We start from the raw sequence: 13,702 nt of genomic DNA on the forward strand, positions 1-13,702 counted from the left end.
CTGCCTCGCGCCGGACGTCCGAGCCCTGCCTCGCGCCGGACGTCCGAGCCCTGCCTCGCGCCGGACGTCCGAGCCCTGCCTCGCGCCGGACGTCCGAGCCCTGCCTCGCGCCGGACGTCCGGGCCCTGCCTCGCGCCGGACGTCCGGGCCCTGCCTCGCGGCGGACGGCGCTATCCGGCGGATGGACCCTCGCCCGGCTCCGTGCCGACCATCTCGCTGGTGATGGCCCAGCGCTCGTGGTCCCGCCAGGCGCCGTTGATGAAGAGGAAGTCGGGCGAGTAGCCCTCGAGCCGGAAGCCGTACCGCTCCACGAGCCGCTGCGAGGCCTCGTTTCCGGGCTGTATGTTGGCCTCCAGCCGGTGCAGCCCCATCGGGCCGAAGGCATAGCCGACGACCAGTCCGAGGCCTTCGGACATGACGCCGCGACCGGCCGCGTGCGTGAAGACCCCGTATCCGACCGCGCCGCACCGGAACGCGTTCTGCACGATGTTGTTGATGTTGATGAATCCGGCGATCCGCCCGCTGTCCGGCTCGCAGACCAGGAAACCCGCCGCGGCCGGGCTCCCCAGTTTGGTGAGGAATGCCTCGAAGGCCTCGGGGGTCGTCGGCGGGAACAGCCACGGCCGGTGCAGCTCGACGCTCTCGTTCGCCAGGCGGAGGAACTCCTCCTGGTCCGCGTGGTCGACGTGGCGAATCGCCACGCGGGTCCCTCGTGCGAGGTAGGCATCGGCAGGCATCTCTCCATGCTACGAACCCTGCCCGGCCGGCTCCAGGTCGGCGCCTCATGCGCTTGGCACCCGGTGCCATCAGGCCCGATCGGCGGCCTGCCGTCAGGGGCAGCGCTCCGGGGGGCGTACGACCATGACCTCGACCGGGCGGCCGGCGAACACCTCACCCGCCGCCGGGCGGTGGGAGCAGACCCGCCATCCGGCCGCGAGCAGGACGATACGGTCCTGACCGCTCACGTCGGTGGCGTGAACGCTGCTCTGCGAGCCCACCGCGTCGTGGACGGCGGACAGCGGCTTGCCCGTGAAGTCCGGCATCCGCCGGGAGGCGGGTAGCGGGCTGGTTCCGGGACAGTTCTCGTCGAGCCGCACCGCGCCGAGGGTGATCTCGGCCGAGGTCTCGACCTCTCCGGGACGCGGGTCCTGGACGCAGACCTTCCAGTTGTGGTCGATCACCTGCTGGCGGCCCTTCCCGAGGGCGTCGTACGTACGGGGCATGGCGAACCCCGCGGCCTGCGCCGTCTCACGGGCGGAGCTCACGCTGAGCCCGAGCATGTCGGGCAGCGGCTTCCGGTCGGCGGGGCGGGTGGGGACCGCGGAGACAGCGGGGGCGGTGACGACGGTCAGGGCGAGAGCCAGCACCGGCACCAGAGCCGCCGCGCCCCTCATCCGCGCCGCCTGAAGAAGAGTCCGCACACGACACCGATGAGTGCCACGCCCAGCAGCGCCAGCCACAGTGGCATGGTGACCTCGGGGATCAGCAGACGGATCTTGGTCAGCCGGGTGTTCTCGAAGATGAAGACGAGGCAGAGGACCGCGATGACCGCCACCGCTGTCCTGCCGGGCGTCATGAACGTGGCGAAGCGACTTCCGCCGCCGACCCCACCGCCCCGGCTTCTGCTCGACGATGTAGTCGACGTATTGGGGCTCATCTCCGACCCTTCCTTCCGGACATCGGCCTGGACGTCGGCCGAACAGCTCGGCCGAACACCCCCTCGGGTCCAGCATGCGCCCGCGACGAGTGCCGCCGCCCCCGGACCGGTCCCTATGGGGAGGCTGCGTGATCCGTACGGGTGAGGCGTACGGCGCAGGCAGCGGCGTAGTCCGCGGGGACGGGGATGTCGGTCACAGTCCACCCCGGCGGACACGCCGGAACGGGCCCGGCCGAGACGTAGGTGACCGCGGGGTTCTCGGCGAGACCGGTGCCCGTGCCCTTGAGGTAGGCCTCCTTACGGGTCCAGCAACGGGCGAAGGCCGCGGGAAGCAGAGCGTCGGGCGTCTCGGCCAACTCCGCGCGCTCCGCCGGGTGCAGGGCCCTGGCGACCTCGGCCGCCGTCCCGGGCGACGGCACCTGCTCGACATCGATGCCGACCGGCGTGCCCGCGAAGGCGAGCAGCGCCAGGTCGCCGGAGTGCGAGAGGGAGAAGTGCAGGGGAGCGCCGGGCACGGCCGGACGCCCATGCGGTCCGCCGCAGCCGGGACAGGGCTCACGGCCGAGCTCGACCGCGGCGGGATCGCGGTCCAGATAGGCGCCGAGCAGCCGCCGCAGGGCCAGATGTGCGACGCGATACCGGTCGCGGTCCGCGCTGCGCAGGAAGCGCACGGCCTGCGCCCGCTCCTCCGCGTCGAGTACGTGCTCATCAGCGGCGGCGCGGTGCGCGTGCTCGGACACCCCCACCGACCAGACCTGCGGCGTCCCGTCCCACGGACCGGGCAGCGGTTCCGTCCCGTACCGGTACGGAACCCGCGGCCGCGGTTCGCCGGACTGCCGGGTGGCGGCATCAACGTCCGCGCCACGGCTTGATGCATCGCACGGTCGGGTCGGGACCACCCGCATGCTGGGGCCGGGCGTCCCCGGTCCGGACGTCCCCGGTCCGGACGTCCCCGGTCCGGGCGTCCGGGGGCTGCTGCCCGGCCCGGCAGCGACAGAGGGGCGGCGGTCGGTCATCGGTCGGTCTCCTGTTCAGGACTCGAGGTAGCGCAGGACGGCGAGCACGCGCCGGTGGCCGGTCTCGGACGGCGGGAGGCCGAGCCTCATGAAGATGTTGGCGATGTGCTTCTCGACGGCCCGCTCGGATACCACGAAAGCCTCCGCGATCGAGCCGTTCGTACGGCCCTCCGCCATCAGCGCGAGAACCTGGCGCTCGCGAGCGGTGAGCAGGTCCAGGGCCGATGTCCGGCGGCCGGCGCCGAGAAGTTGGGAGACCACTTCGGGGTCGAGCGCGGTGCCGCCGGCGGCGACCCTGCCCAGTGCGTCGACGAACTCGTCGATGTCGACGACCCGTTCCTTCAACAGATAGCCGACGCCCGTCGCATCCTCGGCGAGCAGGTCCGCTGCGAAGCGGGTCTCCACGTACTGGGAGAAGATCAGCACGCCCACGCCCGGCTGCTCGCGGCGGATGGCGATCGCGGCCCGCAGCCCTTCGTCGGTCTGGTCCGGGGGCAGCCGTATGTCGATCACGGCGGCATCGGGGCGGTGCTCGGTGACGGCGGCCCGTAGCGCGTCGGCGTCTCCTACGGCCGCCACGACCTCGACACCGCGCAGGGCGAGGAGCCCGGCGAGCCCTTCCCGCAGAATTGCGGAGTCCTCGGCGATGACGACACGCATGCTCGCGCGACCCCCGTTGGTCTCGGTCTCAGTCTTGGTCTCGGTCTCGGTCTTGGTCTCGGTCTTGGTCGCGGTCTCGGTCTTGGTCGCGGTCTCGGTCGCGGTCTTGGTCGCGGTCTCGGTCGCGGTCTTGGTCTCGTGACAGCAGGTTCAGCAGTTCACCGGGCCGTCAGATATGAGCAGCGTTCAGCTGGGGAGGATGACGGTGACTACCGTAGGCCCTCCGCTCGGACTGTCGACGGTCAGTGTGCCGTCGACCGTACGGACCCGGGAGAGCAGCCCGGTCAGCCCACTCCCTGCCCCGGTCCGTGCTCCCCCGCGACCGTCGTCGGACACCCTCAACCGCAGCCGCCCCGGCTCGCTCCGTATGTCGACAGCAGCCGTGGCCGCCCCGCTGTGCTTGGCGGCGTTGGCGAGCAGTTCGGCTGCGCAGAAGTAGGCGATGCTCTCGATGGCCGGGGATGGCCGCTCGCCGATGTCCGAGGTGACGGTAACCGGCAGCGCACATCCTGCCGCAAGGGTGCTCAGAGCCGTGTCCAACCCCTGGTCGAGTACGGGCGGGTGGATGCCCCGCACCAGGTCCCGCAAGTCCGCAACGGCGTGCTTGGCATTGCCCCGCGCCGTGTCCACCACGCTCAGCACACGCTCCCGGTCGGCGCCCGCCGCCACCAGCTCCCGGATCATCGTGAGGTGCATGCCGAGGCCGACCAGCCGGGCCTGCGTGCCGTCGTGCAGATCGCGCTCGATGCGCCGCAGGGTCGCCGCGGCGTTGTCCACGGCGTGCGCGCGGGTCTCCTCCAGGGCCCGGATCCGGGCCTGCGCCGGGCTGGGGCCGAGCAGTTCGCGCAGCAGTGTCCGGTGGGGTGCGAGCGCGGTTCGCAGCAGCCAGGGAGCGCAGAGCAGCAGGCCCAGCCCGACGGCCGATGCCATGGCCGTCAACGGCCAGGTGTCGAACTCGACGCCGGCGAGGACGAGGGCGACGCGCCGGGTGGTGCCGTCGGGCTCGTGGACGGTGGTGTAGTTCCAGTTCCGTACGACGGGGAGAGCGAGGAGCAGCAGACCGTAGACATAGGCGATGAACGCAGTGGCGAAGGAGAGCAAGGCCGTCGCCGGGGCGGCGACCAGACAGCCGACGGTCCGCCACCCAGCAGGGTCCCCGAGGGCGGCGCGCCGCCAGCCGAAGACGCCGGGCTCGGAGCGAAGCACCGGCGCTGCTATGTGCTCTCCCAAGAGTCCACCGCCCAGAGCGCGGTGGGCTCCCGCGAGGCCCAGAGCGAAGCGCATCGTGCCCGCGATCAGCCAGGGCCCGAGCGGGGTCACCGACAGCACGGCCCCGACGAGCAGCCCGGCCACGACCAGCCCTGCTCCGGCCAGCGCGAACGGCAGCGCGATGACGGCGTACAGCAGCGCGGCCAGGCTGCGCGGGGTGAACGGGGCCGTGAGCAGGGACCGGACGGGTCGCATGATGCTCTCAGGATGCCAGCAGCCGTCGGGAGGCACGGTCCTGCAGTGCCGTCAGCCCTCGGATCAGCGGCAACGCGAGAATCTGGTGAGCCAGCGCCACGCAGGCGTGAATGAACCACGCACCCACCAGAGTGGGACCGCCCCACGAGGTGTTGAACCGGTCATCGGGCGTGAACGGGTGGCCGAGCGCGAAGGACGCGTCCGGGCGCAGGAAATAGAGGTGCCCGGAATAACAGACGAAGACGCAAAGCGCGACCCCGACGAAGGACAGCAGGGCAGGCAGCACCACGACGAAGCTGTGTGCGACGACCCGCCCGGCGCCCGGCCGCCAGTCCTGCTCCTCCACCGGGCCCGGCCCGGTCCCGAAGCGCTGGATCATGCCTTGCTGGGCCCGGGCCGCCGCGCCACCCGCACCGACCAGGGCCATCGGGACGGCGGCGACGGCCAGCGGCAGCCCGACCGCTCCGCGGACGACCGTCCGCCAGATCCAGACCCAGATCCAGACCCAGACCCGGACCGAGGGCCGGAGCCGGAGGCGCGCCCCGGCGGTCCGGCCCCCGCTTGCCGACGGGCGGTGAGGGGGCGATGTGACAGTGCCGGACATGTGCGTCTCCTGGTTTTCCCGGCCCCGCTCAGCGCGGGACCTCTGTGCCTCCAGGCTCCCGGGCGGGCGGACGCGGCGCGATGGGGGCAATACGGCACCGCGGGGTTCGGTTAACCCCACCCCCGGGTCGAACACGGCCCGGGGGCACGGGTGTTACCGCGCTTCGCCGCTACCGCGCGAGCCGCTGTCGCCTCCCACGTCGCCTCGCCGGCGACACCGGTGCGGGCCCGGTCCGCGTCGCCCGCAGTCCACGCTGCCTCGCGTTCCACACTGCCTCGGTCATGTCTCGAGCTTCAGGGCCGGTACGCCGGGCGGGGACGGGGCGATACCGAAGGTCTGTACGTAGAGGGAGAGTTCGGCCTCCAGCGCCCGGATCATCGTGTCCGCCCTGCGGAACCCGTGTCCCTCGCCCTCGAAGGTGATGTACGCGTGCGGGACGCCGCGCCCGGTCATCGCCGCTATGAAGCGCTCGCACTGTGCGGGCGGGCATATCACGTCGTCCAGCCCCTGGAGCAGCAGAAAGGGTGCCGTGATCCGGTCCGCGTGGTGCAGCGGTGAGCGGTCCCGGTAGCGGTCGGGGACCTCGGCCAAGGGGCCGATCAGGCTCTCCAGATACTGCGACTCGAAGTCGTGCGTCCCGTCCGAGGCCCAGCCGACGAGGTCCAGCACCGGATAGATGACCGTCCCGCAGGCGTAGAGGTCCGTACTGGTGAGGGAGGCCGCAGCCGTCCAGCCGCCCGCACTGCCGCCGCGGATGGCCAGTCGAGCGCGGTCCGCCGTGCCCTCCTCGGCCAGCGCTTCCGCGACGGCCGCGCAGTCCTCGACGTCCACGATCCCCCACTGCTCGCGCAGCCTGTTGCGGTACTCCCGCCCGTAGCCCGAGGAGCCGCCGTAGTTGACCTCGGCGACGCCGATGCCCCGGGAGGTGAAGTAGGCGATCTCCAGGTCGAGTACGAGCGGCGCGTGGGCTGTCGGTCCGCCGTGCACCCACACCACGTACGGCGGGAGCTCACCGTCCGGCGCGATGTGGTCGGGGCTGTGCGGCGGATGGACATGGGCGTGGATGTCCCGGCCGCCCGGCCCCCGGAACGTCCGGGTCTGCGGCTCGGGGTAGTACGCCGGGTCGATGGCGTCGCGGTGCTCCGCGCCGATCGCCCGGGTGCGACCGGTCGCGGTGTCGAGCTCCACCAGCTCGTACGAGCTGCGCGGACCGGCGGCGACACCGACGACCCTGGTGCTCTGGACGGCGAGGCTGGGTGCCCACTCGGTCCAGGGACCGACGGCGTCGCAGAGTTCACCGGTCTCCGGGTCGAGTATCCCGAGCGCGCAGGCGCCGCGGCCGTGCAGCACGGCGATCAGCCCGCCGGGCATCGGGGCGAACCAGCGGAAGCCGATCCGCCACAGCGGACCGCCGAACTCCTCCTCCCGCGGGCACAGCGCGGTGGCCTGCCCGTCCTCCACCGCGACGCGGTAGAGGTTCCACCAACCGCTCCGGTCACTGACAGCCAGCAGGGCCCCGTCCGGGGCCCACCCCACCTGGACGATGGACTCCCCCTCGCCGCCCTCTCCCCCGATGCGCTGCCCGCCTGCCAGGGTCCGTACACCCGTGAAGCCACCGTCGGCGGTGACGTCCGCGAGCTTCAGCTCGGTGCCGTCCCAGGGCTTCTGCGGGTGGTCCCAGGCGATCCACGCCGCCCGCCGCCCGTCCGGCGACAGCTGCGGCCCGGTCACGAACCGGTGGCCGTCACCGGTGAGTTCGCGGACGGCCGTCCGGTCCTCGGCGGCCGATCCGTCCAGGGGCACAGCGGCGATGACCCGACGGACATCGGTGGGTGCCTCGCCGGTGAACTCCTCCAGTACACACCACACTTCACCCCGGCCGGGGAGCAGCAGAGGATCGGCCCAGCGCAGCCCGCCGCCCACCGGCGAGACGGGGGTGAGCGGCCGGGGAGCCGGGAAACCGGGGGCCTCGGGCTCGAAGGCGTACAGCCGCTGGTCGGCGAAGTGGACGAATACGCCCAGGGGACCGCCTTCCTCCCGGGGCACCCCTGCCCACGGCTGTCCCCCGTACTCGATGACCCTGCTGCGGACGTTCCACGGCGCGGGCAGCAGGGGCCGTTCAGTGCCGTCGGAGCGCCGACGGACCAGCGCCCGCCGGCCGCTCTCCTCGGGCCGGGGCTCGGTCCACCATGTCTCGTCGCCGACGGAGCCGACGAACTCCGGATGACCGTCGTGGGAAGCTGCCAGCGCGGCACCGATCGGTGACTCCCATGCGCCGTACGGAGCCGTGGACACCATGGCCTCATCCCTCCCGGGAATCGCTGTTCTCGGCGACGCTGCTCTTCAGGAAGTGGTCCAGGACCCGCACGCCGAAGTGCAGTGCCTCGACCGGGACCCGCTCGTCGACGCCGTGGAACAGCGCGGCGTAGTCGAAGCCCTCGGGGAGCTTCAGCGGAGAGAAGCCGTAGCCGGTGATGCCCAGCCGGGAGAACTGCTTGGCGTCGGTCCCGCCCGCCATGCAGTACGGCACGGACACCGCACCGGGGTCGAAGAGTTCGACGGCCCGGCGCATCGCCCGATAGGTCGGGGAGTCGACGGGCGCCTGGAGCGCGACCTCCCGGTGGTGGAATTCCCAGTCCACATCCGGACCGGTCAGCCGGTCGAGGGTGGCACGGAACTCCTCCTCGCCGCCGGGGAGCATACGGCCGTCCACGTACGCCGTCGCCCGGCCCGGGATGACGTTGAGCTTGTATCCGGCGTCGAGAATCGTCGGGTTGGCGCTGTTGCGCACCGTCGGCTCGACCAGGGAGCCGGCCGGGCCGAGCTCCGCGATCAGCGCGTCGACGTGCGGGGCCAGCTCCGCGGGGTCCCCGGCGGACAGATCCGTCTCGATGCCGTGCAGCGCGGCGAGTTCGGTCAGTGCCGCCCGTACGGTCGGGGTGAGGCGGACCGGCCACCGGTGCTCGCCGATCCGGGCGACCGCCGCGGCCAGTCTGCTCACCGCGTTCGCCCGGTTGACCTTGGATCCGTGCCCGGCCCTGCCGTGCGCCGTCAGCTTGAGCCAGCCCGTGCCCCGCTCCCCCGCCGCGATCGGGTAGAGCCTCCGGCCGTTGGCGTGGAAGGTGAAGGCTCCGGACTCGCTGATGCCTTCCGTGCAGCCCTCGAACAGCCCCGGGTGTTCGTCGGCGAGGAAGCTCGAGCCGTAGGCCGCGCTGTCCTCCTCATCGGCGGTGAAGGCGAGCACGATGTCCCGGCGCGGCCGGACGCCCGCGCGCGCCCAGGCCCGTACGACGGCGAGGACCATCGCGTCCATGTTCTTCATGTCGACCGCGCCACGACCCCACACCACACCGTCCCGGATCTCCCCGGAGAAGGGGTGTACGGACCATTCGGCGGGATCGGCGGGCACGACATCGAGATGCCCGTGGACCAGCAGTGCGGGCTCGCCGGGATCGGAGCCCTCGACGCGCGCCACCACATTGGTACGGCCCGGTGCCCGCTCCAGCAGAGTGGGTTTCAGCCCCGCCTCGGCCAGCCGCTCCGCCACGTACTCGGCCGCGGGCCGCTCCACGCAGTCCCCGCCGCCCCGGTTGGTGGTGTCGATGCGGATCAGTTCCGAGGTGAACCGCACCACCTCGTCCAGCGCCTGAGTGTCGATCGCGTCAGCCATACTGCTCCTCCACTGCGGACGAAACGATGGTGGTGACGGCCTTGAAGCAGCGGATGCCGTCGTACATCGTGCCGCTCGTGTACGCGACGCGGCGCTCTCCCGCGGGCACCACGCCCGGCACCACCGTCGCCGCCCCCGCCAGATGCTCGGCGTCGAACTCCAGCTCCACGGTGAACGGCCCGCCGCACGCGGGATCGTGCCGCACCGCGAGCGCGGCCGCCTCCTTGGCCGCGGCCCTGATGTCCGCGGCCGTACGGGCCGGGGTACGGCACACGGCCGCATACCGCGAGACATAGTCCTTCACCGCGACGCCGGCCGCCCGGGGGGCGTATCCGCGGGCGTCCTCGCAGGTGCGGTCGTCGCCGGTCACCAGCACCACCGGCACCCCGAACTCCGCCACCACCAGGGAGTTGAGCAGGCCCTCGCTCGCGCGCGTGCCGTTCACCCAGACCCCGGTGACGGAATTGGCGAGATAAGTGTGGGCCAGAACCCCTGCCGTGCCCGCGCCCGTGTGGTAGCCGACGAACGCGACACCGTCCACATCTCCGTGCTGAACTCCCTCGACCATGCTGAGCGACTTGTGCCGGCCGGTGAGCATCTGCGCCCGGTCGTCGAGCCGCTCCAGCAGCAGGTTGCGCATCGTCCAGTGCGCTTCGTTGACGAGCACCTCGTCCGCGCCGCCGTCGAAGAACCCGGCGATCGCCGCGTTCACATCCGAGGTGAACAGCGGCCGGCAGCGCTCCCACTGCTCACTGCCCGGCAGCACGTCTGCGGGCCAGGTGACGCCGGTCGCGCCCTCCATGTCCGCGGAGATAAGGATCTTCATGCCTTGTCACGTTACGCGTTCGCCAGGAGCTCGGACAGGCTTGTGGATAACTCGGCATGCCGCCACGGGCCGCTGCCCCCACAGGCCGCCACCTCCGCAGGTCAGCGCCTGCCGGGTCGCCCCGTACGGCCCAGTACGAACCACTGGGCAGGCAGATCTATCCGCGTGCCGTCCGCCCGGTGCTCGGTCTGGGCGAGTGCTGTGTCGCCCCGCGCCAGCACGTCCAGCCCGGCCTCCCGGAGCAGCCGCGGCACTTCCGAGTCCTCGGCCTCGGCGGGCCGGAGCCCGTGTGCGAAGACCGCCGCGAGCTTCGGCGGCGGACCGCCGGGGGCCTGCACCAACTGCTGTAGCACCGCCTTGGACCGCGATGTGAGCTCCACGACGAAGGCCCTCCCGCTCGTCCCGATCAGGGCGGCGACCGCGGCGGCGACCTGCGGGCGGTCCTTCTCGTCGCTCTGGTGGATGACGGCCCGCATATAGACGTTGCTGTCGCCCAGCCGCTCGTGCAGCTCCCGTATGGAGTCGGTGTCCGTGAGACTGAGCTGCCGGAATGTGGCCACGCCCCGCAAGTCGGCGCGGCGCGCATGTTCGACCGCCGCCGTCGAGAGGTCCACGCCGACCGCCGTGGCGAACCGGGTGGCCAGGTAGCGGGTCTGGGTGCCGTTCCCGCAGCCCAGGTCCACCACGGGCAGCGACGTGTCCGCGTACGGCGCGAACCACTCCATGTGCGGAGCCGCCGTGAGCGCGGGATCGGAGTCCCAGATGGCCTCGCCCGGAGCGTCCGAGATATCCCTCCAGAAGCTCTCCCAGGCCTCTCTGTACTGATGCGACACGCTCACGGGTACTCCCCAAGGATTCGACGGACCGTCAAATCTTCCACCGGGACCCCCGGGGCGCGGCAAGAGCCGGTCGCGTACCTTCACCCCGTGTTCGAGCCCGCGCCTCGGGGGGCCGACGAGCGCGCCCCGCGCGCCAGCGACTGCTCGAACCACACTGTCTTGCCCTGCACCGACCCGCTCGCACCCCACTCCCGCGCCAGCGAGCCGACCACCCGGAGCCCGCGGCCGGACTCGCTCTCCCGGCCCGCGTCGAGCAGCGTCGGCAGGGCGTGGTCGCCGTCCGACACCTCGAAGAGCAGCGCATCGGCCCGTACCATTCGCAGCACCACGCGGTCGGTGTGCGCGTGCCGCACCGCGTTGGTCACCACCTCGCTCACCAGCAGCTCGGCGGTCTCCACTGCCTCCCCCAGGCCCCAGTCCACCAGCTGCCGGCGGACCAGCCGCCGCGCACGGCCGGCCTCCCGCGGATCGACGCCGAACCGCCACGTGGCCACATCCTCGGGCGGGATGCCGCCCAGCCGGGCCATCAGCAGGGCCACATCGTCCTTGCGGCCGTCCTGCCCGTCGCTCCGGGAGGACGCGGCCAGCGCCCGGATGATGGTGTCGCACGCGCTGTCCATGGACGCCGCCGGGTGCGCCGCGGACTCGCACAGGGCAGCGAGCCCCGCCCCGATGTCCTGACCGCGCACCTCGACCAGGCCGTCGGTGCACAGAACGAGCCGGTCCCCGGGCGCCACCCGCACCTTCACGGTCTCGAAGGGCACCCCGCCCACCCCTATAGGTGCGCCGGTCGGCAGCTCGAGCAGCTCGCTGCGGCCGTCCGCGGCCCGTACGAGCACCGGCGGGATATGGCCGGCGTTGGAGATCAGCAACTCGGAGCGGATCGGGTCGTACACGGCGTACAGGCACGTCGCGAGATAGTGCTCGCCGAGCCGCCGCGCCAGGTCGTCGAGGTTGCGCAGCAGCTGCGCGGGCGGCATGTCCAGGGCGGCGAGGGTCTGCACCGCCGTGCGCAACTGGCCCATCATGGCAGCCGAATTGAGGCCGTGCCCCATGACGTCACCGACGACCAGGGCGGTGCGCGAACCCGGCAGCTTGACGGCGTCGAACCAGTCGCCGCCCACCCGTCCCAGCCGCGCCCCCGGCAGATAACGGGTGGCGGTGTCGCAGCCCGCCATGCGCGGTGTCACCTGCGGCAGCATGCTGTCCTGGAGCGTCTCCGCGACGTTCTCCTGGTAGGTGTACATGCGCGCGTTGTCGAGTACGAGCCCGGCACGGGCGGCGAGTTCGGCACCCGTCGTACGGTCGATGTCGTCGAACGCCTCGCGCTCCGGCCGGCGCAGCAGCACCATGAAGCCCAGCACCACATGGCGGGCCTTCAGCGGCACGATCAGGATCGACCGCCCGTTGATCAGCGGCCGCAGGTCCCGCTTCTCGAACTCCCCGGAGATCCGGTCCCCCAGCTCCTCACTGATACGGGGGATCAGCACCGGCTCCCCGGTGACCATGCACTGGAAGAACGGCGTGTGCTCGGGGAAGGCGATGGCCTCCCCGATCGGCACGGTGTCGTCCCAGCGCCCGGGTTCGTCACTGTGCTCGACCCATACGCGGTGCCAGACGGTGGTGACATCGGGCGCACCGTCGGGGAATCCCTCGCCGGCCGACACCTGGGCGCGCAGATGTGTCCCCGCGAAGTCGGCGAACCGGGGGACCGCGGCGCTGGTCACCTCGCGGATGGTCCGCTCCAGGTCCAGGGAGCTGCCGATGCCGCTGCTGACCTCGTTGAGGAATTCCAGCCGCTCCCGGACGGCGGCGTATTCGAGGTCCTGAGCCGGGTGGGAGGGGAGCGGGGCGGCCGGGTGGGAGGGGAGCGGGGCGGCCGGGTGGGAGGGGAGCGGGGCGGCGAGGTCGGCGGGAAGCGGGGCAGCAGGGTCGGAGGGAAGCGGGGCAGCGGCGTCCGCACCGTGCGCGGGACCGGTGCCGCCGGGCAGGGCACGGCGCCCGGCCCGCCGGGGAACGCCCCAGTCCGGGGTCACGGGCACCCGGTCGTGGCGGCTGAACTCCAGGACGGGGTAGCCCAGTTCCAGGACCTGCGAGACGATCCGGCCGCTCTCCCCGACGCTCATGCTGGGCAGGATCTCCGGCAGCCTGCGGGCCAGTTCGTCGGCGCCGGGGAAGTCGGTGTGCAGGGCGAAGCCGGGGGCGATGCGCTCCCCGTAGCCGCCGCTCCCGCGGCCTGCCCCGCCGACGCTGCCGGCACCACCGCGAGCACCGTCCGGGTCGTGGAGCCGGGCGGCGTCCGCGGCGAGAACCAGCAGCCGTTGGGGCCCGGGTCCGACGAGCGGGTACGCCCACCACAGCACGTCCAGCGGCCCGGAGCCCATGCCCGCCGCGCCACCGACGCCCGTGTCGGAGAGCCGTGCGCGGCCGGCGGCGGGGTAACCGGTCTCGCCGCTGATCGAGGCCTCGAGGTCGGGCCCCGCGTCCTGGTACGGCTCGCGCCCGGCCGCGTACGGCTGTCCGGCCCCGTACGGCTCGCTCCCCGGTTGCTCGTACCGCTTGTGCGAGGCTTCTTCGTACCGCTCGCGGGAGGCTCCTTCGTACAGCTCGTGCGAGGCCTCTTCGTACCGCTCGCGGGAGGCTCCTTCGTACAGCTCGCGCGAGGCTTCTTCGTACGGCTCGTGCGCGACGGGCTCGGCGAGCGCGCCGTAGACCGGCAGCAGATCACCGGCGGGCGTGCCGACGGCTTCCTCCCGGGTGGCTCCGAAGAGCTTGCGCGCACCGGAACTCCAGTGCGACACAAGGCCGTCCGCGTCCACGACGACGACAGCGAGCGGGACCCGGCCGGACAGGGCGCTGCGCTGCGGCACCCGCTGCGGAAACCCAAGGTCCATGGCTGGGACGCTCCTTCCCCGCCGCAAGATCTGCGGCTCCTTCACCAAGGTACGGCTCTCGCGTTGCCCCGC

12 protein-coding genes are annotated in these 13,702 nt (G+C 72.3%); all 12 read right to left on the reverse strand.

Features of this window, described 5'->3' with window-relative positions; translation table 11 throughout:
- Window positions 1-170 precede the first annotated feature (170 nt).
- The gene (locus tag ABZW18_RS07475) at window positions 171-737 is read right to left on the reverse strand and encodes a GNAT family protein (protein ID WP_356183414.1); all 567 of its coding nucleotides are present in this window, start codon (window positions 735-737) and stop codon (window positions 171-173) included.
- A gap of 93 nt (window positions 738-830) precedes the next feature.
- The gene (locus ABZW18_RS07480; protein ID WP_356183416.1) at window positions 831-1,394 is read right to left on the reverse strand and encodes a hypothetical protein; all 564 of its coding nucleotides are present in this window, start codon (window positions 1,392-1,394) and stop codon (window positions 831-833) included.
- Window positions 1,391-1,576: a LapA family protein gene (locus ABZW18_RS07485; protein WP_356183471.1), complete on the reverse strand. Its 186-nt coding sequence runs from the start codon at window positions 1,574-1,576 to the stop codon at window positions 1,391-1,393. Before ABZW18_RS07485 ends, ABZW18_RS07480 begins: the two co-directional genes overlap by 4 nt.
- Before the next feature lie 194 nt (window positions 1,577-1,770).
- Window positions 1,771-2,397: a 4'-phosphopantetheinyl transferase superfamily protein gene (locus ABZW18_RS07490; protein ID WP_356183419.1), complete on the reverse strand. Its 627-nt coding sequence runs from the start codon at window positions 2,395-2,397 to the stop codon at window positions 1,771-1,773.
- Window positions 2,398-2,688: 291 nt separating this feature from the next.
- Complete coding sequence (locus ABZW18_RS07495) at window positions 2,689-3,333, reverse strand: response regulator transcription factor (protein WP_356183422.1); 645 nt, start codon at window positions 3,331-3,333, stop codon at window positions 2,689-2,691.
- Between the two features lie 186 nt (window positions 3,334-3,519).
- The gene (locus ABZW18_RS07500; protein ID WP_356183424.1) at window positions 3,520-4,797 is read right to left on the reverse strand and encodes a sensor domain-containing protein; all 1,278 of its coding nucleotides are present in this window, start codon (window positions 4,795-4,797) and stop codon (window positions 3,520-3,522) included.
- Between the two features lie 7 nt (window positions 4,798-4,804).
- Entirely contained in the window at window positions 4,805-5,401 is a 597-nt protein-coding gene (locus ABZW18_RS07505; RefSeq protein ID WP_356183426.1) for a hypothetical protein, read from the reverse strand.
- Window positions 5,402-5,680: 279 nt separating this feature from the next.
- Window positions 5,681-7,699: an LpqB family beta-propeller domain-containing protein gene (locus ABZW18_RS07510; RefSeq protein WP_356183428.1), complete on the reverse strand. Its 2,019-nt coding sequence runs from the start codon at window positions 7,697-7,699 to the stop codon at window positions 5,681-5,683.
- 4 nt (window positions 7,700-7,703) lie between these two features.
- Window positions 7,704-9,071, reverse strand: coding sequence for a M20/M25/M40 family metallo-hydrolase (locus tag ABZW18_RS07515; protein ID WP_356183431.1), 1,368 nt, complete (start codon window positions 9,069-9,071; stop codon window positions 7,704-7,706).
- Window positions 9,064-9,897, reverse strand: a complete 834-nt coding sequence (locus ABZW18_RS07520) for a M55 family metallopeptidase (RefSeq protein WP_356183433.1) — start codon at window positions 9,895-9,897, stop codon at window positions 9,064-9,066. Before ABZW18_RS07520 ends, ABZW18_RS07515 begins: the two co-directional genes overlap by 8 nt.
- Before the next feature lie 101 nt (window positions 9,898-9,998).
- Window positions 9,999-10,736 carry a class I SAM-dependent methyltransferase gene (locus tag ABZW18_RS07525; RefSeq protein WP_356183436.1) on the reverse strand — a complete coding sequence of 246 codons (738 nt, stop codon included), beginning with the start codon at window positions 10,734-10,736 and terminating at the stop codon, window positions 9,999-10,001.
- A gap of 80 nt (window positions 10,737-10,816) precedes the next feature.
- Window positions 10,817-13,630: a SpoIIE family protein phosphatase gene (locus ABZW18_RS07530; protein ID WP_356183438.1), complete on the reverse strand. Its 2,814-nt coding sequence runs from the start codon at window positions 13,628-13,630 to the stop codon at window positions 10,817-10,819.
- Window positions 13,631-13,702: the final 72 nt, after the last annotated feature.

This window comes from Streptomyces sp. NPDC004647 (assembly GCF_040609575.1).
Lineage (GTDB): Bacteria > Actinomycetota > Actinomycetes > Streptomycetales > Streptomycetaceae > Streptomyces.

Bases quoted from the DNA above. Each gene is read 5' to 3' on its own strand.
- ABZW18_RS07475 (WP_356183414.1), bottom strand. From the start codon at position 737: ATGCCTGCCGATGCCTACCTCGCACGAGGGACCCGCGTGGCGATTCGC.
- ABZW18_RS07480 (WP_356183416.1), bottom strand. From the start codon at position 1,394: ATGAGGGGCGCGGCGGCTCTGGTGCCGGTGCTGGCTCTCGCCCTGACC.
- ABZW18_RS07485 (WP_356183471.1), bottom strand. From the start codon at position 1,576: ATGACGCCCGGCAGGACAGCGGTGGCGGTCATCGCGGTCCTCTGCCTC.
- ABZW18_RS07495 (WP_356183422.1), bottom strand. From the start codon at position 3,333: ATGCGTGTCGTCATCGCCGAGGACTCCGCAATTCTGCGGGAAGGGCTC.
- ABZW18_RS07500 (WP_356183424.1), bottom strand. From the start codon at position 4,797: ATGCGACCCGTCCGGTCCCTGCTCACGGCCCCGTTCACCCCGCGCAGC.
- ABZW18_RS07505 (WP_356183426.1), bottom strand. From the start codon at position 5,401: ATGTCCGGCACTGTCACATCGCCCCCTCACCGCCCGTCGGCAAGCGGG.
- ABZW18_RS07510 (WP_356183428.1), bottom strand. From the start codon at position 7,699: ATGGTGTCCACGGCTCCGTACGGCGCATGGGAGTCACCGATCGGTGCC.
- ABZW18_RS07515 (WP_356183431.1), bottom strand. From the start codon at position 9,071: ATGGCTGACGCGATCGACACTCAGGCGCTGGACGAGGTGGTGCGGTTC.
- ABZW18_RS07520 (WP_356183433.1), bottom strand. From the start codon at position 9,897: ATGAAGATCCTTATCTCCGCGGACATGGAGGGCGCGACCGGCGTCACC.
- ABZW18_RS07530 (WP_356183438.1), bottom strand. From the start codon at position 13,630: ATGGACCTTGGGTTTCCGCAGCGGGTGCCGCAGCGCAGCGCCCTGTCC.